The 22,197-nt window shown below is 41.1% G+C and carries 33 protein-coding genes; 16 read left to right on the forward strand and 17 right to left on the reverse strand.

What is annotated here, in order from left to right:
• The 11 genes from ABL924_RS13020 to ABL924_RS13070 form a co-directional block, all read left to right on the forward strand.
• Positions 1–3,369 (forward strand): type ISP restriction/modification enzyme (locus ABL924_RS13020; protein ID WP_349027525.1); only part of this gene is annotated, 3,369 nt, incomplete at its 5' end.
• 82 nt (positions 3,370–3,451) lie between these two features.
• The gene (locus ABL924_RS13025; RefSeq protein WP_349027526.1) at positions 3,452–4,414 is read left to right on the forward strand and encodes a hypothetical protein; all 963 of its coding nucleotides are present in this window, start codon (positions 3,452–3,454) and stop codon (positions 4,412–4,414) included.
• 119 nt (positions 4,415–4,533) lie between these two features.
• A complete protein-coding gene (locus tag ABL924_RS13030; protein WP_349027527.1) occupies positions 4,534–4,986 on the forward strand; it encodes a hypothetical protein in 453 nt (150 codons plus the stop codon).
• Between the two features lie 334 nt (positions 4,987–5,320).
• Positions 5,321–6,088, forward strand: a complete 768-nt coding sequence (locus tag ABL924_RS13035) for a ParA family protein (RefSeq protein ID WP_349027528.1) — start codon at positions 5,321–5,323, stop codon at positions 6,086–6,088.
• A gap of 11 nt (positions 6,089–6,099) precedes the next feature.
• A complete protein-coding gene (locus ABL924_RS13040; RefSeq protein WP_349027529.1) occupies positions 6,100–7,119 on the forward strand; it encodes a ParB/RepB/Spo0J family partition protein in 1,020 nt (339 codons plus the stop codon).
• A gap of 781 nt (positions 7,120–7,900) precedes the next feature.
• Positions 7,901–8,032 carry a hypothetical protein gene (locus tag ABL924_RS13045; protein WP_349027530.1) on the forward strand — a complete coding sequence of 44 codons (132 nt, stop codon included), beginning with the start codon at positions 7,901–7,903 and terminating at the stop codon, positions 8,030–8,032.
• 141 nt (positions 8,033–8,173) lie between these two features.
• Positions 8,174–8,398, forward strand: coding sequence for a hypothetical protein (locus ABL924_RS13050; RefSeq protein ID WP_349027531.1), 225 nt, complete (start codon positions 8,174–8,176; stop codon positions 8,396–8,398).
• A 1-nt stretch (position 8,399) separates the two neighbouring features.
• A complete protein-coding gene (locus ABL924_RS13055) occupies positions 8,400–9,020 on the forward strand; it encodes a recombinase family protein (RefSeq protein WP_349027532.1) in 621 nt (206 codons plus the stop codon).
• A gap of 5 nt (positions 9,021–9,025) precedes the next feature.
• On the forward strand, positions 9,026–9,277 hold the full coding sequence (locus ABL924_RS13060; RefSeq protein WP_349027533.1) for a hypothetical protein: 252 nt from the start codon (positions 9,026–9,028) through the stop codon (positions 9,275–9,277).
• A gap of 87 nt (positions 9,278–9,364) precedes the next feature.
• Positions 9,365–10,162 (forward strand): replication initiation protein, encoded by a 798-nt coding sequence (locus tag ABL924_RS13065; RefSeq protein WP_349027534.1) that lies wholly within the window; start codon positions 9,365–9,367, stop codon positions 10,160–10,162.
• A 672-nt stretch (positions 10,163–10,834) separates the two neighbouring features.
• Entirely contained in the window at positions 10,835–11,056 is a 222-nt protein-coding gene (locus ABL924_RS13070) for a ribbon-helix-helix domain-containing protein (RefSeq protein ID WP_349027535.1), read from the forward strand.
• Positions 11,057–11,153: 97 nt separating this feature from the next.
• Here ABL924_RS13070 and ABL924_RS13075 read toward each other — a convergent pair whose 3' ends face one another.
• Positions 11,154–11,309 carry a hypothetical protein gene (locus tag ABL924_RS13075; protein ID WP_349027536.1) on the reverse strand — a complete coding sequence of 52 codons (156 nt, stop codon included), beginning with the start codon at positions 11,307–11,309 and terminating at the stop codon, positions 11,154–11,156.
• Positions 11,310–11,319: 10 nt separating this feature from the next.
• On the opposite strand from ABL924_RS13075, the gene ABL924_RS13080 reads away from it, so the two are divergent.
• The 5 genes from ABL924_RS13080 to ABL924_RS13100 all read left to right on the forward strand — a co-directional run bounded on the left by ABL924_RS13080 (position 11,320) and on the right by ABL924_RS13100 (position 15,244).
• A complete protein-coding gene (locus ABL924_RS13080) occupies positions 11,320–12,114 on the forward strand; it encodes a ParA family protein (RefSeq protein WP_349027537.1) in 795 nt (264 codons plus the stop codon).
• Positions 12,114–13,079, forward strand: a complete 966-nt coding sequence (locus tag ABL924_RS13085) for a ParB/RepB/Spo0J family partition protein (protein WP_349027538.1) — start codon at positions 12,114–12,116, stop codon at positions 13,077–13,079. Before ABL924_RS13080 ends, ABL924_RS13085 begins: the two co-directional genes overlap by 1 nt.
• An 87-nt stretch (positions 13,080–13,166) precedes the next feature.
• Entirely contained in the window at positions 13,167–14,390 is a 1,224-nt protein-coding gene (locus ABL924_RS13090) for a DUF1173 domain-containing protein (RefSeq protein ID WP_349027539.1), read from the forward strand.
• Between the two features lie 24 nt (positions 14,391–14,414).
• Positions 14,415–14,750 carry a hypothetical protein gene (locus ABL924_RS13095; RefSeq protein WP_349027540.1) on the forward strand — a complete coding sequence of 112 codons (336 nt, stop codon included), beginning with the start codon at positions 14,415–14,417 and terminating at the stop codon, positions 14,748–14,750.
• A gap of 353 nt (positions 14,751–15,103) precedes the next feature.
• Entirely contained in the window at positions 15,104–15,244 is a 141-nt protein-coding gene (locus ABL924_RS13100) for a hypothetical protein (protein WP_349027541.1), read from the forward strand.
• Here ABL924_RS13100 and ABL924_RS13105 read toward each other — a convergent pair.
• From ABL924_RS13105 to ABL924_RS13180, 16 genes are all read right to left on the reverse strand, one after another.
• Positions 15,241–16,020, reverse strand: a complete 780-nt coding sequence (locus tag ABL924_RS13105) for a hypothetical protein (RefSeq protein WP_349027542.1) — start codon at positions 16,018–16,020, stop codon at positions 15,241–15,243. The genes ABL924_RS13100 and ABL924_RS13105 overlap by 4 nt on opposite strands.
• A 42-nt stretch (positions 16,021–16,062) precedes the next feature.
• Positions 16,063–16,260: a hypothetical protein gene (locus ABL924_RS13110; RefSeq protein WP_349027543.1), complete on the reverse strand. Its 198-nt coding sequence runs from the start codon at positions 16,258–16,260 to the stop codon at positions 16,063–16,065.
• A 62-nt stretch (positions 16,261–16,322) separates the two neighbouring features.
• Complete coding sequence (locus ABL924_RS13115) at positions 16,323–16,688, reverse strand: hypothetical protein (RefSeq protein WP_349027544.1); 366 nt, start codon at positions 16,686–16,688, stop codon at positions 16,323–16,325.
• 22 nt (positions 16,689–16,710) lie between these two features.
• Complete coding sequence (locus ABL924_RS13120; protein ID WP_349027545.1) at positions 16,711–16,983, reverse strand: hypothetical protein; 273 nt, start codon at positions 16,981–16,983, stop codon at positions 16,711–16,713.
• Between the two features lie 19 nt (positions 16,984–17,002).
• Positions 17,003–17,218, reverse strand: a complete 216-nt coding sequence (locus tag ABL924_RS13125; RefSeq protein ID WP_349027546.1) for a hypothetical protein — start codon at positions 17,216–17,218, stop codon at positions 17,003–17,005.
• A 9-nt stretch (positions 17,219–17,227) separates the two neighbouring features.
• A complete protein-coding gene (locus tag ABL924_RS13130) occupies positions 17,228–17,449 on the reverse strand; it encodes a hypothetical protein (protein ID WP_349027547.1) in 222 nt (73 codons plus the stop codon).
• Positions 17,450–17,476: 27 nt separating this feature from the next.
• Positions 17,477–17,653, reverse strand: a complete 177-nt coding sequence (locus tag ABL924_RS13135; RefSeq protein WP_349027548.1) for a hypothetical protein — start codon at positions 17,651–17,653, stop codon at positions 17,477–17,479.
• Positions 17,654–17,927: 274 nt separating this feature from the next.
• Positions 17,928–18,188 (reverse strand): hypothetical protein, encoded by a 261-nt coding sequence (locus ABL924_RS13140; protein WP_349027549.1) that lies wholly within the window; start codon positions 18,186–18,188, stop codon positions 17,928–17,930.
• A 9-nt stretch (positions 18,189–18,197) separates the two neighbouring features.
• On the reverse strand, positions 18,198–18,437 hold the full coding sequence (locus ABL924_RS13145) for a hypothetical protein (RefSeq protein ID WP_349027550.1): 240 nt from the start codon (positions 18,435–18,437) through the stop codon (positions 18,198–18,200).
• Positions 18,438–18,512: 75 nt separating this feature from the next.
• The gene (locus tag ABL924_RS13150; protein WP_349027551.1) at positions 18,513–18,881 is read right to left on the reverse strand and encodes a hypothetical protein; all 369 of its coding nucleotides are present in this window, start codon (positions 18,879–18,881) and stop codon (positions 18,513–18,515) included.
• Between the two features lie 189 nt (positions 18,882–19,070).
• Positions 19,071–19,367 carry a hypothetical protein gene (locus tag ABL924_RS13155; RefSeq protein WP_349027552.1) on the reverse strand — a complete coding sequence of 99 codons (297 nt, stop codon included), beginning with the start codon at positions 19,365–19,367 and terminating at the stop codon, positions 19,071–19,073.
• Between the two features lie 3 nt (positions 19,368–19,370).
• A complete protein-coding gene (locus ABL924_RS13160) occupies positions 19,371–19,907 on the reverse strand; it encodes a hypothetical protein (RefSeq protein ID WP_349027553.1) in 537 nt (178 codons plus the stop codon).
• Positions 19,908–19,992: 85 nt separating this feature from the next.
• Positions 19,993–20,328 (reverse strand): hypothetical protein, encoded by a 336-nt coding sequence (locus ABL924_RS13165; protein ID WP_349027554.1) that lies wholly within the window; start codon positions 20,326–20,328, stop codon positions 19,993–19,995.
• Between the two features lie 18 nt (positions 20,329–20,346).
• Positions 20,347–20,532 carry a hypothetical protein gene (locus tag ABL924_RS13170; RefSeq protein WP_349027555.1) on the reverse strand — a complete coding sequence of 62 codons (186 nt, stop codon included), beginning with the start codon at positions 20,530–20,532 and terminating at the stop codon, positions 20,347–20,349.
• 102 nt (positions 20,533–20,634) lie between these two features.
• Positions 20,635–21,207 (reverse strand): hypothetical protein, encoded by a 573-nt coding sequence (locus tag ABL924_RS13175; protein ID WP_349027556.1) that lies wholly within the window; start codon positions 21,205–21,207, stop codon positions 20,635–20,637.
• 68 nt (positions 21,208–21,275) lie between these two features.
• Positions 21,276–22,103, reverse strand: coding sequence for a DUF932 domain-containing protein (locus tag ABL924_RS13180; RefSeq protein ID WP_349027557.1), 828 nt, complete (start codon positions 22,101–22,103; stop codon positions 21,276–21,278).
• Between the last annotated feature and the right edge of the window lie 94 nt (positions 22,104–22,197).

Raw genomic sequence — 22,197 nt, forward strand, 5'->3', positions numbered from 1 at the left:
GACGGCACTTACAACGCCACGCAACGCAATAGCCTATTAAGTTGGCTGAAAGAAGAAACTCCAGAGCAAACTTGCCGGATTTTGAGCAACGCCCGTTGTTTATCCGAAGGTGTGGACGTTCCCGCCTTGGATGCCATTCTGTTTTTACACCCGCGAAAATCTCAAATTGACGTGGTGCAATCGGTTGGCCGTGTGATGCGCCGTGCCGAAGGCAAAAACATGGGCTATGTCATTTTACCGATTGGCGTTCCCTCTGGGCTTTCACCCGAAGAAGCGCTCAACAACAATGAAAAATATAAGGTTGTGTGGCAAATCTTGAATGCCTTGCGCTCCCATGATGACCGCTTCGATGCGACTATCAATAAAATGGATTTGGGCGTGAATGTCAGTGACAAGATTGAGATTATTGCCGTCAGTAACACCTTGCCCGAAAAGCAGGAAGGCAAAAAAGGCGGCTCTCATATTGGCGTGGGCGGCGGCAGTGAACAGGAACAGGAAAGAGGGCAGGGCGGTAAATCAGCGCCCGTTCAAATGACGCTGGACTTTGATGAGTTCCAAAAAGCAATTTACGCCAAAATCGTAAGGAAATGCGGCAAGCGTGATTATTGGGAGAATTGGGCTAATGATATTTCCCGTATCGCCCAAACCCATATTACTCGCATTACAGCCTTATTGAAAAATAAAGAAAGCAAAGAATACCTAGCGTTTGCGGCATTTTTAGAAGAGTTGCGCGACGACCTCAACGAATCTATCACCGAAACCGAAGCGATAGAAATGCTGGCACAACATATCATCACCAAGCCGGTGTTTGATGCGCTATTTGAAGGCTACAGTTTCACCCAACACAACCCCGTATCGCTCGCTATGCAAGGCATTCTCGATATTTTGCAGGAGCAAAATCTTGAGCGCGAAACTGAGACGCTGAAAAAATTCTATGAGAGCGTCAAAATGCGAGCTTCCGGAATTGACAACGCTACAGGCAAGCAGCGCATTATCGTTGAGCTTTACGACAAATTCTTTAGTAATGCCTTTCCAAGATTAAAAGAACGGCTAGGGATTGTTTATACGCCCGTCGAGGTGGTGGATTTCATCATCCATAGCGTCAATGATGCCCTGCAAAACGAGTTCAGCCAGACGTTAGGCAGTAAGAACGTCCATATCATTGATCCGTTCACGGGGACGGGAACATTCATCACGCGGCTTTTGCAAAGCGGCCTCATCAGCAAAGACGAACTCGCCCATAAATACCAGAATGAGATTCACGCCAATGAAATTGTCCTTCTGGCTTACTACATTGCTGCAATCAACATTGAAGCAGTCTATCACAGCATCATGGGCGGAGAATATCAGCCCTTCAACGGTATTTGCTTAACTGACACTTTCCAACTCCACGAAAAAGAGGATTTGGTCAGTATGATGATGGAGGCCAATAGTAGCCGCCGCAAGAAACAAAAAGCCCTCGATATTCGGGTGATTATCGGCAATCCGCCTTATTCGGCAGGGCAAAACAGCGCCAACGATAACAATGCCAACATTGCCTATCCAAAACTTGATGAGAGCATCCGTAACACTTACGCGGCTCACTCGACCGCGACAAATAAAAACGCTCTGTATGACTCCTATATCCGCGCTATTCGTTGGGCGAGTGACCGGATCGGGAATAGCGGCGTAATTGGTTTTGTGAGCAATGCGGGGTTTGTGGACGCAAACACCGCCGATGGCTTGCGTAAATGCTTGGCTGATGAGTTCAGTAGCATTTATGTTTTCCACTTGCGCGGCAATCAAAGAACATCGGGGGAATTATCGCGGCAGGAAGGCGGCAAGATTTTTGGCAGTGGTAGCCGTGCGCCGATTGCTATCAGCATTTTGATTAAAAACCCTCATGCGAAAGAGCAGGGGCGTATCTTCATGCACGATATAGGCGACTACCTAACCCGTGAGGACAAGCTGGGCAAAATCAGCGCCTTCAAAAGCATTGAGGGCATCACCAAAGCCAACGGCTGGCTACCCATAACACCCGATAAGCATAATGATTGGGTAGGACAACGGGATGATAGCTTTGGCGAGTTCATCAGCTTGGGGGATAAGAAAGACAAAGATGCGGTTACGGTTTTTGAAAACTATACAAGAGGATTAGAAACCAACCGTGATGCCTGGTGTTACGGATTCTGTAAAAGAGCCGTTAGCGTAAATATGAGGAACATTATTGATTTTTACAATAGTGAAGTTGGTCGCTATGAAGCGGCGATCAAAGGATTAACTAAAAATAAATATCCTGATATTGATGATTTCATTATTTCTGATACTACAAAAATTAGCTGGAATCGTAGCCTAAAAGCTGATTTAGGAAAATGTAAAAAGTTTTCATTTAATCCAGACAGCATTGTAAATAGTCTATATCGCCCGTTTAACAAACAATGGGTTTATTACAACCAAAATCTGAATGCCTACGTTAATCAAATCCCTCGCATTTTCCCAGATGAAACGGTGGATAATCGAGTAATTGCTATGACAGGACTTGGAACGCCTAAAGCGTTTTCTGTTGTAATGACAAATGCTATCCCCGACATTCAGTTTCAAGCCAATGGTCAGTGTTTCCCCCTCAATCTCTACGAAAAAAACTCTTCCGAAGATGGCGCAAGTGAAAACAACGACACGCAAAAAGATATTTTTGCCTGTCCCGAACCTCAAAGCAAGATGAAATCCGAAGGCGAATATACCATCAAAGATGGTATCACTGATGCAGCACTTGCCCATTTCAAAGATGCTTATCCAAAGGAAACCATCACTAAAGAAGACGTTTTTTATTACATCTATGGGTTGCTGCATTCGGATGATTACAAAAATCGCTATGCTGATAATTTCACCAAAGAATTGCCGCGTATCCCGTGCGTGAAAAAAGCCGCAGATTTTTGGGCGTTCAACAAAGCTGGCCGTTCTTTGGCCGAATTGCATATCAACTATGAAACGGTTGAGCCTCACCCCGTCAATTATGCTGGCGGGTCTCTCTTCATAGATAGCTACGAAGACAAGGATTACCGCGTCGAGCAAATGAAGTTTGCCAAGAAAGGCAAGGAAACCGATAAATCAACCGTAATCTATAACCACAAAATCACGATGACGGGCATTCCGCTAGAAGCCTATGAGTATGTAGTCAATGGAAAACCAGCGTTAGAGTGGGTCATGGAACGTCAGGCAGTCACAACCCACAAGGAAAGCGGTATCGTGAATGATGCCAACCTTTGGGCTATCGAAACTATGCACGATGCAGCCTATCCGCTAAAACTCTTCCAGCGGGTAATTACAGTGAGCCTTGAGACGATGAAGATTGTTTATGCCTTGCCTAAGTTGGAATTAAAAGAGGGTTAATAAATACGTATGAATGATGGGTATTGGGTAAAATCGTAAATCAAATTAGTGCGTTATTAAATTTTCATGGGATTAGAATGGGATGAAGAAAACAGAACGATTAGTCTACTACTATGATTTATCTATTTCGGCCAATTCAAGAACTTTTCCGGCTCCAAAACCAATCTCTGTCAGGAAGGCGTTCGAGCTTATGCAGCTTGTACCTATTGATAAACGTACAAAATCTATAGCTAAAGAAAGCGAGCTACTCTACATATCAGATTGGAAAATTTCAAACGGCATAATCAGCATCTTAATAAATAAATCTGACAAAGGTATTTCTGATCCAGTTTTCACTATTCCTGAAGAGAAAAAGCGACGAACCGCAGAAAAGACTGGCAAAGAAGGACAAGATTTTTCAGTACATTTGGTAATACGGTTACCAAATGATGACCTGCAACCCGCTCTCGTGATAGTCGAGCATTGTAATGGGCTTGGTGTTTTTACAATTCTAAAATTATTAAATCAAATCCTGAGTGACGCAACCCAATTATCCCCTGGAGATTTTGAGCAAACACATCCCGATGGGGCAGTAGATAGTAGCGGTAAGCCAAAAAAATACAATGTTGTTTTTAAGTGCATTTTTGACGGTCACATATCTGATGATCTTAAACATGATTTGGATCATGGAAAATTCCAATCTATTGAATTAATCACAGAAAAAGATCGATTTACTTCATTTGATGATGATGGATATATCGTTGAAAAATGCAAGACTCTTGTTTTGACTCTTGATGATTCAGATACTCAAGTTTCAAATCTATATGATCGTATCTTGAGGCTTATCAAAAAGCAGAATAAGGATTACAGCAAAGCGAAGATTAAATTTAAAACCGAAACGGGGCTAGACCGAACTGTAAATATGGATACTGCCGAAGGATTAGCCTTGGCTTATGTAAAGAAGGAAAAATTAGATGGTTTCAATGTCAATCTGGAATCTTCTTATGAGAAATTCAACAATACGATTTTAGCGAAAATGGAAGCTTTACTCTCTCAAGAAACCTAATGCTTTGGAATCTCTTACGACCGTTATCCTACCTGTTTATTGAGCACAGGCTTAAATGGAAGGTTGATTGGCTTTATCCTTTATTGCTTGCTGCCATTTCTACCGTGGTAGTCTTTAGCTTGAAGCAATTCGGGCCAGTTTCTTTGTATGCGGACGGCGGAATAATTTCTAAAGTGCTAAGTTTCGTACAAGGACTTCCAGGTTTTTACATTGCTGCTTTAGCTGCGATTGCGACCTTTAATAAAACCGACATTGATAAAACAATGCCTGCGCCTGCCCCTAAAATCGATATTATGATACAAGGTCAGAGTGTTGCAATTGAACTGACCAGAAGACGCTTTTTATGTTCGATGTTTGCCTTCCTAACTGCGGAGAGTCTAATTCTTATAGTGTTAGCCATATTTGCACAAACTGCCTACTTACCGATCAGGGCAATAATTAGTCAATCATGGCAAATATGGGTATCTGGATTATTTTCCTTGTTTTTCTTTTTGCTTTTTTGGCAAATGATCGTAGCTACTTTTTGGGGGCTATTTTATCTTGGCGACAAGCTCCACCAACCAGACCCTTAAATCTCTTTTGCTGTAAAGAGAAATAATTTCATTTAATACGTCACAAGAATTTCACATACTTGTCACAAATTTCACGTTCTGTGTCATTTTACATTTAGATAGATACTAGTCTAGTATCCGTTATTAATTGTCAACTATAAAAGATTGACAATTGGCAGCATATATGCCAGAATGAACCATGTTTTTGAAGAAATCAAAACAGCGACTAGGGCGGCTTCCCTAGAACTTCTTGGAGTTAATACCATGTCATTAATCACACATCTAGCATTGTATTTACGGGATTGTTACCTCAATATAACCCCGCTCCTTTTCCACGCCTTTTTGAGATAACACAATGAAAGTATTATCAATCGCAAACCAGAAGGGCGGGGTGGGTAAAAGCACATTAACCGTACATCTTGCGTATGCCGCGACTCAGTTAGGCAAGCGTGTCTTGTTGGTCGATATGGACACACAAGCGAGTTTGTCTATTTCATTTGAAAATGATTCGGCTGCAAAAGGTATTTTGGCATCAGAACTTTATTTAGACCGTTTACCGGATGGTGAACCAGAGCGTATTAACGATAATTTGTCAATTATCCGTGCTGATGATGACTTGCTTGCTATCGACAAAGCAGAAAACGAAATCATACGCCGTCCAGGGAAGGCTATCAGGACATTTTCTAAAGACTACGATTTGTGCCTGATCGACACGCCGCCACTTATCGGCATCCGTTTAATGGCATCATTAGCAGCAAGCGACCTTGTATTAACGCCCGTCAATGTGGGGCTATATGAAATGGCGGGGCTGGCACATTTGGTAAACACCATCCATGTTATTCGTACTCAAGGGTTCAACCTGAGATTAAAGCACATTGGCATCTTATTGATGAAAACGAACAACCGTAGCAAGGTACAAGCGGAAGCTTTAGCCGAACTGAGGAAAGCCTACGGCGATGTTATCTTCAAAGAACAGTTGCCTGAAAGGGCGGCTGTACGGACGGCTATCAGTGAACGTAAGCCAGTGTGGGTAAAAACATCGGGTAATGGACACCTGCAAGCCGCAAAAGAATGGAAAGCGGCTTGTAAGGCTATTTTAGATAATGTCTTTGTTAACAGTTAATAGGTGATTCTATGGAGAAGGTTAACACTTTTATCACGTCAGGAAAGAAAACACTTGGCGATGGGCTTAACAAGCTTTTTCAGACCGACAATGACAACTACGTTTATATCCATGTTGATGATCTAGTCATCGAGGAACAAGTACGTAAGGAACTTGAAAATAAGCTCCACACATTAGTTGGTTTGGCGAATAGCATTAAAAAATATGGCGTACTAAAACCTATTCTTGTTAGGAAGGTAGACGATCAATTTATTGTTGTGGCAGGGGAGCGGCGTTATCGTGCTGCTATTATGGCAGGGCTTTCTACTGTTCCTTATGTGCTTAAAAACGTAGGTCACAGTGAAGCTAAGATTATACAACTCATAGAGAACATACAAAGCAAAGGCTTAACGCTTTATGAAGAAGCTGAGGGTTTTCAAGAACTGATTAATACTACTGGCTCAATTAGTTCTGCCCTTGAGGAACTTGGAAAGGACAAATATTGGGCTTCACGGTTATTGTCTATGCTTCGCTTGCCTGAGCATTCATCACGCCTAGCAAAATCAAGCGCGACAAAAGACATGAAGCTCATCAACGAAATAAAGGCTATTGAAATAGACAATCCAGAAGAAGCAAAAGCGGTTGTTAATGATTTAATTGATAACCCAGGCAAAACAGAAGCCAGGAAAAAAGTTGCACAAGTGAAGTTGCAGATTGAGAAAAAATCATCCTCTGGTTCTGTATTTGACGATGAACCCATTGAAGTCATACTCAGTTCGCTTTATAAGGAAATTACCCTGACAAGCGACGGCGCGGCGGTTTTGAATGGCTTGCGGGACAGTGCCAGAGAAAAGTTACACGCTCACCTTAACGATTGGTATTGGAAGGGTAAGTCCGAAAATAACCCATGCAAAGAAGTTCTTAAGGGCTTGCGGAAAAACAGCTTTGGCACTGACAACTATAAGGTGTTTAAATTTTTGGCATTCATGCAGGGCATGGCTGGTGATGATTTTAGTTTGTCTGAAATACTTGGTGACTTGAGTGGCAGCTAATCGAAGTAGCATTTCATGGTAAATAATTTAGGGTTTGCAACTTGCAAATATTGTGGCTCTGAATATAGGCTGTTCAGCATATCGAACAGGGACATGCAAGGCTTGGTTAAGGCTTGGAAAAATAAGCACGAATGGAAGTGCCAATCTAGGACACCAGAGCAAAGGCTAAAATGGGCAAAGCCATACATTGGGAAGGATAGAATGGAAAGCGCAATAGTTTTAAATATGGAACATGAAGGCATGAAAATTAAATAGGGGCGCATCATTAATGGCTCAACGAGGTAAGCGGAGCGGTGGCTTTGCGTGGATGAAACGTACCGAATGCGTTAAATGTGGGTACAAGTTTTGGATAGGCAGAAGTAACGAGCGTAATTATTGCCTAGATGGGGTAGTTACCACATAGCTGCCAAAAGTGCCATCTTCGCCAGATAGTGGGGTTTAGTAAGCTCAGCAGCGCTAAGGGTTTTTGATCTTATGACTTGCTATGAAACCGGAAAGAAAGTGGATGTTATAGCGTTTATGGTCGAATGCGCGATACGCGATAGGTCTACCTATATAGAAGCTTATTGTTGCCCTTATGACGGTCAACCAATAAGTGAGGAAGCTATATCTGTGATAGCCGAAACTAAAGCGGAGATTCGAGACTTTAGAAAACTTAAAAAGGCATTGCTTAATGTTTTTTAAAGTCTCATGTTAATTTTTAGTGGGGTTGTGATGATTAACATTGGGGTTAAGGCGATGGCGGCAACAAATTTAACAATATCATGTTTAGCGGAAAAAGATGATGCAACGTCCGACATTCCCCAAACGTGCCGTTGGTATTGGGGCGGGACGGATGACGTTCTTCATTGCGCTTGTGGGCGTGTCTCTTGCCCTAAAGTTTTTCCAAATATACGGAAAAGCGGTTTACTGATAATTGGATAGCCATTTAGGGTTAGGTTATGATTATGTGGCTTTTTTAAGTTATATTATGGGTTTTTATGGCTATCCTTTTACGTAGCTTCATAGCGTATACCTTAAATGTCTATTCACTATTACTGTTGGTGCGATGATTATGGAAATTTCAGTTAACAATGAAAGCTTGACGCGAATACTTGATATTCTGGACGATTGGGCTTCTTCTTATCAAAGTGGCGGTGACCCATCTTTTAAGCATTTGTCGCTTGGTTCTCTTGAGACTCTTAGAGTACTCAAGTTAATTGATGAGAAAACGCACTCTAGTTATGTTGATAAATTAAGTTCGTCTAAGAGAAAAGAACCTATGCTCAAACATTTTTAGCATGAAAATCGCCCGTATCTATCTAAGGGTTAGCACCCAAGAACAAGATTTATCACGACAAGAGCAGATCATCGAAAATGCCAAAGCCGCAGGGTTTTACATTGCTGGCATTTATAAGGAAAAGGCTTCTGGCGTTAGCCTGAACCGACCGGAATTGTTGCGGATGATTAGCGAACTGCAAACTGGCGACGTTGTTATTGCGGAAAGGATTGATCGGATTAGCCGCTTGCCGTTGCCGGAAGCTGAGAAACTTATAGCTTCTATCCGTGAGAAAGGGGCTAAATTATCGGTGCCAGGGATTGTTGATCTATCCGAGTTAGCAGTAGAAGCGGACGGGATGACAAAGATTGTCCTTGATTCGGTTCAGGATATGCTTCTTAAATTGGCTTTACAAATAGCACACGATGACTATACAACTCGCCGTGATCGCCAACAGCAAGGTATAGCGTTAGCAAAAAAAGCTAAAAAATTTACAGGCCGCAAACCTAACGAATTGGTGAATAAAAATATTGTTGATTTGCGGAAGGCAGGTACAACCATTAACGATACTGCCCAACTCACAAAAAGCAGTGTGAGCCATGTTAAGTCGGTTTGGGCGAAATATAAAGCTGTTTCAGATTAAGGTTTATGAAAGATAAAAAAATGACGGCGGAAGAATTTTCTGCTTTTGAACCCATGCTTTCTAATCTGAATGAAGATCGTATCCTCGCCGCAAAACTTCGTTTAGTGGATGGTATACCCTACTATAAGATCGCAGAGCTTATGGATTGTAGCAAGCAAGCCGTGCATTCCACATCGACTTTGGTATGGAAAAGGTATAAAAAATTTTTAGATATTGCTGATAATGTTAAGGTTGCCACAGGTCAAAGGGAGAAGTAACCCGTTATTCTGCCTTTATTATAGATGGCAGATTATCCCAATTCTGCTACTATTTAGTATTGGCAGAATTACCCGAACGAGGGCAGAATGACAACAAAAGCTATGGTTACTACGAATAAAAAAAAACGTGATGAGTACGATGCTCAAGACCTAGAGCGCATCCCTGGAGAGCGTTGGATAACGATGAGCAATGCCCTAACAAGGGCTGGACATGGTTTAACTCTGGCTGAAAAGCGCATTGTTATGATGGCTGTTTCTAAACTTGATAGTGTGAAAACTTTGCCTCGCAATGAGCCAGTAAAAACAAGAATATACGCATCTGAATACGCCGATGAGTGTTCTGTCAGCATAAACACCGCTTACGACCAGTTACAAAGCGCAGCCAAGCATATTTATAACCGCTCTATAACTTTTTACGAAGCGGCTTATAAGAGGAATGGCGGGGCGGTAGAGCCGACACGTACCACTATGCGTTGGGTTGGACAGATACAGTATCAGCAAGGCGAAGGGTGGGTCGAATTGTATTGGTGGCCAGCATTAATGAAGCATTTAGTAGGGCTAAGAAAACAATTTACTAGCTACCAACTCCAACAAGCCAGCGCACTAAGGTCTGTTTATTCTTGGCGGTTACTTGAGTTGTTAACAAGATTTGAAGCAACTGGCTGGGCTGAATATACGATAGAGGATTTTGCCGTTTCAATGGATGCTAGTGAGAAACAAAAGGGCGACTTTGCGGCAATTAGGCGCAAGATCATTGAACCTGCTGTAAAGGAGCTTCAAGACAAAGACGGCTGGATTATAGAATGGAAAGCAATAAAGGGAGGAAAAAAGGTAAAAGGTATCCGTTTCGATTTCTCGCGTGACCCGCAAACAAGCCTTTTTTAGCGTAAACCCGAAAAAAGGCAGAGTAACCAGAAAAAAGGCAGAGTTTATATGCTGTTGTTATTTATAGGGCTATTAATAGGTTAACACCGCAAACCCGAAAAAAGGCAGAATAGCTTGAATTTTGGCAGAGTAACCCGAAAAAAGGCAGAATAGCTTGAATTTTGGCAGAGTAACCCGAAAAAAGGCAGAGTTTATATGTTGTTGTTATTTATAATTTTTTTAATAAATAATGGGCATAACCTCGAACAATGGCAGAATTGTAAATCTGTGGATAACGCCCGAATAAAGGCAGAATAGCCCGAAATAAGGCAGAATAACTTGAATTTTGGCAGAGCTAACACGAATAAAGGCAGAATATATCTTCTGTAAGCCACGTTATTGCTGACTTTCAGCCTTATAAACTATATAAACAAGAATAAAAACTAATTAAAAAACGCATTAGTGAGCCGGATTATGTTTTTGATGCTCAAAATGAAGCAGAAATCGAATTAGCCAAAACTCTAAGAGAGCTAGGTAAGCTTTCTAAGAAAACTTAACGGATGTTTAATTTTTTCGTTCGTTTATTGCGCGGTCGCGCAACTCAATAATTAATATATAACTTGACAACAGAATAGTTTTTAGGTAATTATAAGTTTACTTATTGTCTTTTTTACTTGTTAGCTTATTGTTTTTATGGGTAAGACCTCTGAGGGGAAATCATCTGAGAAGTATCAACAACCAGGGAGAATAGGGAGGGTAAACGTAACAGGTTATTTTAATCCTTCGGTAAAAAAATCACTTAGGCTAATTCAAGCACAGTACCCAGGATTAACTTTACAAGATTTGCTGGAAGAAGCCCTAAGCGATCTGTTTTTAAAATACGGTATTCATAACGACAAAGATGATGAGGATTGATTTTTTTTGAGATACAAGTTTACTTTTTAACTTTTGGTATGCCGTTATGATAGGGGATTTTTTTGACACTCTTGGCAGGTTCATTGACGACATAATCTTAGGATTCGGTAACGCGGTCTTTAAGGTTGGTTTTGTGATCTGGGAATGGTGGGCTAGGCTTGTCGGTCTGGCTTTTATTGCTGGTGTGTGTTGGGTTATTTATAAAGTGGTCTATTTCTTTCTTAGGTTTTATTACCCTAGTGTATTCGGGCATTGGTAAAAACATGAAAACAATTGTGCTTGCAAACCAGAAGGGCGGAGTTGGTAAGTCGGCGGTGGCCGTTCAGATTGCCTATTTCTTTTCGTTGGTTAAAAACAAAAAAGTTTTGGTTATTGATTTTGACCACCAACGAAATACAAGCAAGTCTATCAAGGTGGGCAACTACGCGAAAGTCAGTAATACACCTTCGAGCAACTTACTATCTCAAGCCGGACTTAAGCTAGATATTGCCGATAGTTTTGTTTTGGTTCAGGCTGATAATGCCGAACTGCTGAAAATGGAAAAAAAGGCAGATTCGCACAACCTGTATGCCAACAACCTTAAGAATTTTCTCAGCACATTAAATAATATGTTTGATGTGTGCATTATCGACACTAACCCTAATCCTGATATTCGTCAGCTTTGTGCCTTGGTTGTCAGTGATTATGTTTTGTCGCCAATCCAGCTTAACCAAGAAGCCATCGACGGGATAGGCGATCTGCTGAATCATGATACGACTGGCATAAGGAAAATTCAATCGGCAATAAACCCAAAACTTAAATTCCTTGGGATATTGCCGAATCTGGTTGAGCCAACGCCTTTCCAGCGTGATAATTTTAAAGACCTCGCAACGCATTTTTCAAAATTGCTGATACCTTTGGATGTTGGTTTTGCCGCGATAAAGAAAACGACCGCGATTCCAGAAGCCCAGGCGTTAGGGTTGCCAGTTTGGAAATTGGGCAAAACTAGCGGTCGGGAAGCATGGAATCAAGTCAAGCCAGTGTTTGAAAAAATAGCAACGATGATGGAGCTAAATTAATGGGCTTAGACTTATCAGCATTGGATGAAAAGCCAACGGACAGCAAAGGGCATGGGAAGCCGCTAGAAATTCCGGTTGCGGATATTATTGAAGATCCCAACCAGCCAAGGAAAAGCTTTTCTGAAAAGAAATTGCTGGAAATGGAAGCCAGTATTCGGGCGAAGGGCGTTAAAGTCCCTATTTCCGTTAAGGCGCATCCAGAACATGCAGACAAATGGCTTTTGAATCACGGAGCAAGACGGTTGCGCGGCTCAATCAGGGCAGGAAAAGAAACAATACCTGCCTTTATTGACGAATCACACGACGATTTTGATCAAATTATTGAAAATTTGCAAAGGGAAAACCTTGCACCGATGGAGCTTGCCCTTTCTATAAAGAGCTTAATAGGCAAAGGGTTTAACAAGAGCGAGATTGCAGAGAAACTAGGCAAGGATTCGGCGGCTGTTACACACCTTCTAACACTGTTAGAATTGCCTAAATGCTTGGAAGATGTTTACCAGTGCGGTAAATCAAGATCACCAAAAACGTTGTACGGACTAAATACCTTGTATCTTAATCACCCTGAGAAAGTAGAGGAATGGTGCATTGCAAGCGATGAAATCACCAGGGCTAATGTTTCATTACTGGCGGCTCAACTGTCGCCGAAGGACACCCCGCCACCGGCTGATGATAACCAAGGAAGCGGGGCAGTTGATATTAACCAGCCTGAGCCTATCGCCGAAAATAATGGCACATCCCCTAAATTAGTTTTAGGGAATAAAGATGAGTTCACCGATAAAAAAGCAAAGAAGCAGCCTGTAGATAATAACCCACTTATAGAGGTTGTTTACAAGAAAAAGAAAGCCAACATCATATTAAGGGAAAAGCCGAAGTCAGATGATTATATGTTTATCCGGTTATCTGATGACAATAGTGTTCAAGAGGTTTTGGTAAAGGATTGTACCTTAAAGAAATTCATTTTTTGAGTTTGTTTATAAAAACACAATATGTTGTAGACCAGGCAGCTCCTACCGACACAACATATAGATTTTGCTTAACCAAAGAGGTTGCTTATGGTTACAAGATACAACATTGGCGGCAATGTTTACGAAGCCAACGATAATCGTATTCAAGAAGCCCTTGGTAGATGTTACGGCATAAAAAAAAGGCCGTTTTGCCTTTGTGTCAATCCGCCGATAGAAATGTATATCGCACGGGTTAATAATGTTTTCATCATTAAGCGGATGCCAGGGACAGGATTCAAACATAATCCTGAATGCCCGTCCTTTGAAGTGCCAGATGAATTGTCAGGGCTAGGGCAGGTGATGGGTTCTGCTATCCAAGAAAACATAGAAAGCGGACACACGGTATTAAAACTCAATTTTTCATTGTCGAAAGGCGCAACCCGCAAGCCTAATTCCGGTGATAGTGTCGAGAAAGGTAGCGTCAAGGCCGACGGCAGCAAATTAACGATTAAAGGACTGCTGCACTATCTTTGGGAACAGGCAGGATTTAACAAATGGTCGCCAGCGATGGAACATAAACGGAGTTGGTACGTTATCCGTAAATATTTGTCAGAAGCCGTTGAAAACAAGTTGGCAAAAGGAAACCATTTGCACAGTGTTATTTTTATCCCTGAGACATTTAACCTTGAACATAAGGATGATATTGTCAAAAGGCGATTGATGGCATTGAAGCAACTGAACGTGACCGCTGGTCGTAACAGAAATTTAATGATACTGATCGGTGAAGTGAAAGACTTAAGCAAGGCCAGATTCAATTACAAGATGGTTATAAAGCACTTGCCGGATTATCCTATCATGCTTGAGGATGCCTTTTATGATGCGGTTGTCAGGCGGTTTGGCAACGAAATTGAGCTATGGCAAAGCAATAATGACGATCATTTGATCGTTGTCGGTACGTTTAGCGTTTCTACGTCCGGCGTAGCTAAATTTGAAGAACTAGGGTTTATGAATGTTACCGATAACTGGATACCTTATGATAATCAAGACGAGCTACATTTACTCAATGAGCTTACCAAAAGAAAGCATCATTTTATTAAATCGCTTAGGTACAACCTGCCTTCGACCGAGCCATTAGCGACCGCTCTTTTAACACACCAGGGCGATGATGTAACCGCTTTGTATTTGTGTCCGTCTGGTTCTAATGAAGCCTACAAATCGGGTATAAAAGGATTGATGGAAGAAAGCGAAATTAAGTCTTGGTTCTGGGACGCGACCGAATCAGCGATGCCGGAACTGCCAGCTTCTTACCAGTCGCTAAGAAAAAATGCGTGATTTTATTAAACAAAAGGGTTCTTTATGGATATTGAAAAGCTAGAAAAAATAGCCGATAAATTTACTGGTAAGTTAATGAAGGTTCAACGGTCACTAGATACCATTGCGTTATTAATGCTTGTTGACGAGTTCTATACAAAGGATGAAAGGAAAACACTTTATGATGATTACATTCGCTTATGTGCCGATGCCGATCTGTTACGCTCTGAATTTCATGGTGAAGAAGGGGGTAAGAATTTGATAATGGATAAGCTTAGTGTGGCTTGTAAATTGGTTACTGATTTTCAAAAGGAACACGGGCTGATTGTTAGATTGGCTTTCTGTAATAAGTTATATTCAGATAGAAACCTAGACGATTAATCGGAATATTGTAGCAATTACTATATGAAGGGGTGAAGTATGACTAAGTTGTTTCGATTGGGCGATAAAGAATTATTGGAAGTAAAAAAGGAATGTCTTTAAATTGACACAAAGTGTCATAGATTGTAGGTTTTAAAGTTATTATCGCGTTTCTCAATAGCCAGTCGTGGCTTTTATAACTCATTTTTAGGTTAATTAGGACTATTTAGGGGTTAACTACTATAAATAACGATAACCACCTCACAAATGTCATAAGTGGATTTTTCGGCGGCATAATAAATGCTACCTTTGTAAGTTAGAACAACTGAGATTGTATCAATTAACCTAACTTGCACTTGGAGTGCATCTATAAAATGACCACTGACGAAGATAAACCCAATCACCCAATTCAAGATTTTATCTTGGATGTGATTGTTCCTGGATTCGCTATTATCATGCCACTGCTTGGCTTAGGTGCCGCCCTGTATTTTTGGTACGATATATTAAGGCACTAAGTATCGAGGACATCAAAGCAGATGGTGACAGTTGTAACCACTTTCTCAAATATTTCCTTTTTCTTTTTTGCGATAGTGGATTCCGGCTTTTCCCGTCCTAAGCAGAGATCGGCCTGCATCAACATTTTTTTCTCACCCGCCTTGATCATTACGATCCGCCCAAGCTCCCCATATTTCTTATGCTCGAAAACATAACAAAACCCTCGATGGTCATATCCTCTTGATGCGGTAACATCACGGGGCAAATCATCAGGGCGCAACGGCTTTAATCCGGGACGTATTTGCTGTCCCTCTGCAATCCATTGTAATTCTGCCTGTTGGGATTTTGCTTTTCCAAGTTCCTCAAGCCCTTTTTTTATCTTACTTGGATTTGGTGTGAGTTCTATTGGGGGCCTGTTCCGCTGTTTCCCTTCATTTTCTTCTTGAGTTCCCCTATCCATAACTTCACCCAAAAGATCGGTAATATTTTTGGCATCCTGGAATAACCGCTCCTTTTCTTCGTTCCCAAAATGTCGTCCCAGGCCCTTACTCAGCATGACCTCAAATTCTCCTGTAACAAGAAAATTACCATCCATAATAGTGTTACCCACACTTAGGTGTCTGTACCGCAAGAGTGTTTCGCAACACGCATGGACGAGCGGTTTTATTTTATCGTCTATCTCTTGGTACATATCAGCGGCAATAGCTTCATTCAAAACAAAGTCGATGCCATCTTTTCCGCGCAATTCAAATCGGAATAAAAAAAGAGAAACAGCATTTCCGGCTATATTTTTCAAATACACCTCATCGTTGCGCGACCGCGCAACTCAATAGCTGTATCATAAGCTAATTTCTCCCTCTGTAACTTTGTCCAGTAGGCATATAGTCAATTCTGATAAGCTCATGTTTAATGAGTCAGCTTTTTTTTTCCATTTGTCTTTTTTTAGATGAGTACATCGTACTTGTAAATAAGTGGTTGATGGTTCATTTTTTTTTGCATATTCGTTACCAGTATTAAAGTGACTTTGGTTGTTCATTTTTTATTACCTCTAGTCTGATTTTTGTTGTGCGGTCGCGCAACTTAGTTGGCTTTCGTTGACTACCCGTTCCCTAAAATTACCGTTATTTTTTCTGCCAGGTCATAATATTCTGCATCACTCCATCCCGCAATAAGCCGAATGTGCATTATTTCATGGAACAACCGCTGTCCTTCTGCATCCAGTTTCATAAAGCCGCTAAGTGTTTCATTAAATGGGGTATCCAACCCATAAGAGCTTAGAAAAGCGCGCCCTAAATAATAGCCAGAATAACCACCATCCTTGACACGCTTTAAGAGCAAGTCAAATTCTAAAGGGAGTGGCGTAAACCCTCTTTCTTGTGCTTGTTTTTCCATCCTACGCTCAAGATCGGAAACAGCTTCGGCACTAAGCGTCATTATCCAAGCCCCAGTGAGATTGTTCACCATTACTCATAAAATATTCCTCAAATTAAGGCCAAAAAGGGTTCTTAAGCCATTCGGCAATTATTAACCTTTTGTCGCTATCAAGCTTACCTATAGCACTAACAAAATCGAAGCCGTAACGCTGGTTATTGCCGAACCAAACAGATGCAAAGAACTGTGCCAAATAAACTTCCCCAGAACTCATAACACCCAAGGCTGCTGCAAAATCATTTTCCAACAACGTCTTATTTTCCTTATCCCAAAGATGCTTTAACTTTGGCTCACGTTCAAGCATTTCAAAAAAATTAGCGTAACTCAACCTAACCCCCTTTTTTTATCTACCTATCAGCGCCAACATAACGCACCCTTTTAACATGGTCACGCCCCGCCCAATAGCGATCACCGAACACCAAAACTTTAGCGCGGTCGTCGTTGATTTGCTTTAGAAGGACGCAAGGCATCCTGTAATACTTAATCCGCCCACGCCCGAAGCAATGCTGGCAATAAAGCCAATGTGTAGCGTCCTCACTAGAAAAATCGTGAGCTTGATTCATAGTAGCGTGTTATTTATTGGTATGCCTTGAATCAAATTTGTCAAATAACCAATCAAAAAATCTTCTGTATGCCAATCCATCAGTAGGCCAAAGAAGAAATACATAAACATAGTAAAGTAAAAACGGCGCGAGTATTGTTACGTTTAACCCTCCATTCACGTATTGAGCAAACATAGCAACAAGAGTTAAAACTAATAAAGGCACAAAAATTAATGCGATAAAAAATTTCATATAAATTACCTAATGGATGAGTGAGTATTAAAACATTTTGTAACATAAAAAATTAACCTTATATTCATCAATTCTTAGAGCCAAACCGCCAATAACCATACACGCAACGAGAACCGGAACGCCTAGAATGGTGGGTATCGTGCAAAACACCATCGACGCGATACACCCAATTGCAGGGCTAGGCTGGTTGCTATTTTCTGTCATAGTTCCCCCTAGATATGCCCTGAACGCGGACAAAAGATATTCATAAGCTTGCCCGTCTCATGGTCAACGTGGCGGACAATTCCGGCTACATCATGCGCAAAGTCATTGTTACGTGACCCTAACAGACTTTCTAAGTCAAGTGGATTATAGTTATGCGCTTTTGTTAAGGATAGCTCTATATCGTACCGCAGAAGCGAAGGAAGGAGCGGAGCGGCACGGTCTACACACTTATCAATTAAGTCCATGTTGGTATTTGTTAAGGAATCATAAGGAATCATGATTTACCCCCAAAATAACCAACAACCTCACCAAGACCACTAAGCCATACAGGGTTAAAATCGCCAGTCAGGGTATTGGTCTTTAAGTCGATTTCGTCACAGTCACACGATAAATAATCTCCCGTGTTCCGTGGTATCCAGCCGTAGCCACGTCGGGAAGCGTCCCGATAAATAACGCCTTGAACAAAAGGCAACATTTCTACCACCTCCACCAAGGAAAAGGTTATTTCTTTTTCAGGTAATATATGCTCTAACATAACCGCCCCTCAGCAAGAACAAAATTCAACATCGGCAAATTTAGCCCCGAAATCGGATGCTTGCCGTGGTACTGCACACTCCATCCCAGGCTTCGGACTTCCTGAACTGTCACACACCAAAGCATCACCCATATAGCAATCGACGGCATACGGTTGTGGCATCAAGAAACGATATTTACCAGTTCCGCTATTGTTATAGTAAATTCCAACACCAGGGATATAAGTACGGTCTTTGTAATCTAAAGCCATGATAAGCACTCCGTTAAGGATGTCGGGAAACCGCCCGACACGGTGACAAATAATCAAAGTGAGGTAAGGAGTAAATTAGCTGTATGACGACCAGCGGTCCGGTTTAAATGTTTTTTTGCCTTCTATCAGTTGGTAATCTTTTCTTGATGCAGAGCCGTAATCCATGCGGACACAATAGCCATCAATCACCCTTTTTCTCATTGGGTTGTTTAAAAAGTGTCCCAGAATTGGAGTGCAAACGCCGACCATTGAACCCGTTTCAATACTGTCTTTAGCAATAGAGCGTATTTCAACGCTTGATTTACCAATGAGCGCGGTAACTTGGTAATAGTCAACATTGGTTTGCTCGTAGCCCCATGTGTTGACCAGAACATCATCAACGACTAATAAGCGAGGTGTTAGTTTTTTGCCAGATTCCGCTTGTTTGGTTTGTAAATTAGACATGGTATTAACTCCAAGAAGTTCTAGGGAAACCGCCCTAGTCGCTGTTTTGATTTCTTCAAAACATGGTTCATTGTCCCACGTTTTTAGTGTATTGTCAATACACTATTAATTATTTATCGCCTTATTTGTTGCGCGTCCGCGCAACTTTTTTTCCTCCAGTATGAAAGCCGGATACGGATATTTCCCATATTAAAAACAGCATTCAAATAAATCAACTTGAGCAATATTTACTTTGTCCTTTGTTTTTTCCTTGCAAAACAATTCGGCATAGTCCGCATGACCGCCATAATTAGCTACAACCGCACTATTTACGAAATGTGAGAGATAGCCAGTTTCACTAATCAGCAAACTGTTAAATTCAAAATGATCGTGGGAGTATTCATCAATGCCACCAAATCGGTTGTTCCAGTAACGGTAGTTAATCCTGATAGTGCCATTCAAGGTTATTACATGCTCTGAATATTGTTCTTTGTTAATAGTAGCCATCTTTCACCCCTCTAATATTACTTGCTGCATGTTGCTATCGACATCGTAACGGTCGAAAATATTTTTTAACTCATCAGCAAATAGTTCTCTTTCGTCACTGGCTATTTTTATATTCCCGTTAAACGTAATTACAGTATCATCCCAAAAGATACCTGTTTTTTTTGCTTCGAGATTCAAAACAAGATTTGAGCTTATTTCTATGCTCGTTTCTGGTTCATACCGCAATTGTTTTAAATCGTTAAATGAATGTGAGGGTTTGCTCATCTTACCTAAGTTAAGTTTTTTATTGCTGTAGTAAAGCAGCAGTGCAATATAAACCGTGTTGGCAATAACTAACGATAACGCCCCATAGTAGCTTAAACTTTGTCCAAGGTGCGGGTAATAATAAAGATTCCAGAGACCCCAAAGGGTGAAGTAAGACGATGCAAGGATGCTAAGTCCTGATACTGATTTATCCCTTAACACGGCGCGGATATTGTCTAGCACGAAAAGACTGCCGCCGCATTCAATTAAGCTGTTAATAAAGTCTGGTGTGTACATATTAAAGTTTCCAAGATTGGCTAGGGAAGCCGCCCTAGTCGGTGTTTTGTGGATTTACAAAACAAGGTTGTTTTTCGGGTGATTGCTAGATAAAGTCTATATTTACATTGAATCCGCTTAGCCCTTCACATATTGATTTATATTCCTTTAATGTATCGAAAGTAGAACGGTAAACGCCTGTTTTAGCTTCGTGAATGATTGTTATTTGATGCCTTATGGCTTGGAGTTCTTTACGAAAATCGACGCTAAGTTTTGCTATGGGCCTATATTTTTCGGCAAATGCTATCGGATGTAATGGTTGATTGTCATTTACTTTTATTGTCCCTATGTGGCCGGTGCCGCTTTCGTGGCTTATGATTAGGCTATATCCCTTTTTTTCAAGGTTTAATATCAGTGCTTCTAATTCGTCTCTGTCGGTCATGGCAAGAACACCCAAGGTTTATTTGTTGCAATCAATACAAGAACACTTAACACCGTTTTCGCGTTTTTTTTGCCCGATGTTAAATTGCTTGTCTGCTTCGGCTTTGCTTATTCTGTTTTCACAGTAAAGCCGCATAAATGCTTTTGTATCGTTATGATAGCCAGCGACTTGCAAATAAGTTTTGGTTGATTCTCTTTTAGACATGGTATTAACTCCAAGAAGTTCTAGGGAAACCGCCCTAGTCGCTGTTTTGATTTCTTCAAAACATGGTTCATTGTCCCATGTTTATAGTGTATTGTCAATACACTAATTATGAATATTTTCTTCAAGAAATGATTCTAAGGGTAAGTTTTTTCGTTCTTTATTATTGTAGTTAAATATTCCCTCCAAGCCTTTGGCGTTGATTGATTGCCTATATCTTTTGTTGCCTTGCGTAAACACAATCACAGCCCCAATATCTGTAACCGTCTCAATGAATATGTTTCTTTTGAGTTTGCCGTATTCTTCTTTAAAAGAGCCGAACTTTAGACCTTTAGTTATACCCAATCGGCGCATAATTGCGCTTTGGTCTGCGTGGTATTTTTTAGCTTCAATATATTCTCGCGCATGATATACATCCGTTCCAATCTTCCCAAATTCAACATAATGTTCTTTTGTCGCTTTCGTGCATGGATGATTATCAGGAACGCCCAATAATGCCATGACCTCTTTAACTAATGGCGTTTGGTAGACGAAATTATCTTGGTCATTTTGGCTTAACTTGTCCATTGCTTGCCTTGTCGATTCAATAACTATTGATTGCCTTTGGTTTGGCTCATAGTGATACATTGGAACGAATAACGGATAATCAATTATATTTTCGTATGGTTCGTATTTCATTACTTTTTACCGTGGATTGCATACATTTAAAAAGGGCGGGGCATTGCACCCCGCCGAAGCGCAAAAGGTTAGGCTGCTAATTTAGCCATTTCCTCGGATAACACCCAAAGGGCGCGGTTTAATTTAATATTGCTGTCCATGCCGTTTACTGCCCTTGTAGTTACTAATTTATGCTCCTTATTGCGACCGCGAAGCCCGCCTTTAAGCAGGTTTTCTTGAGTGCGGTTGAATACTGTCCATACGTCATTTTCCTTGTCTGCCGTCCTTCTATGGCTTAATACGGCATCCTCTGTTATTGGTGTATTATCAATTGAATCGAAGCGAAGGGTTAAAGCTGCCTTAGCAAATGCCCTTTGTTGATCTTGGGTTAAGCTGATGCTTTTCATCATTTCCATGCTTTCATCAACTTTGCTAAAAGTGTCTAACACTTCAAATGCGCCTTCAATCACTTTGTCCCTAACATCCCCAGAATGGCGTACCCGATAATCGGCTATTTCCTCGCCACAAATTAATCCGTTATGGCATACAAACCGATAAACACCCGCCAATAGTTGATAGCTACTAGCCCCATTATGGGAATTAACAAGGATGATTTCATTGGCTGAATCCGCGCTGATTTGGGACGCATGGCGAAACCGTAACATGTGCTTAGTAAAGGGGGCATTGTTGGCATCCCGTGTTCTTGATTGAGCGGCAAAGAATGGCTGGAATCCTTGCTCGCGTAGACCTTGCAAAATAAATGATGTGGGAATGTATGTATATCTATCTGAACGGCTGGCGTGTTGTTCAGTTGCATATACTGAGGGAGCGACAAACATTATTTGTTCATCGCTTAAAGGGTTATGGCTACGGATTACATTTGAATTGCTACCGAAACGTGTGGTTAATGTTGACATGGTATTAACTCCAAGAAGTTCTAGGGAAACCGCCCTAGTCGCTGTTTTGATTTCTTCAAAACATGGTTCATTGTCCCACGTTTTTAGTGTATTG

This window comes from Methyloglobulus sp. (assembly GCF_040079455.1).
In the GTDB taxonomy this organism is placed as follows: Bacteria; Pseudomonadota; Gammaproteobacteria; order Methylococcales; family Methylomonadaceae; genus Methyloglobulus.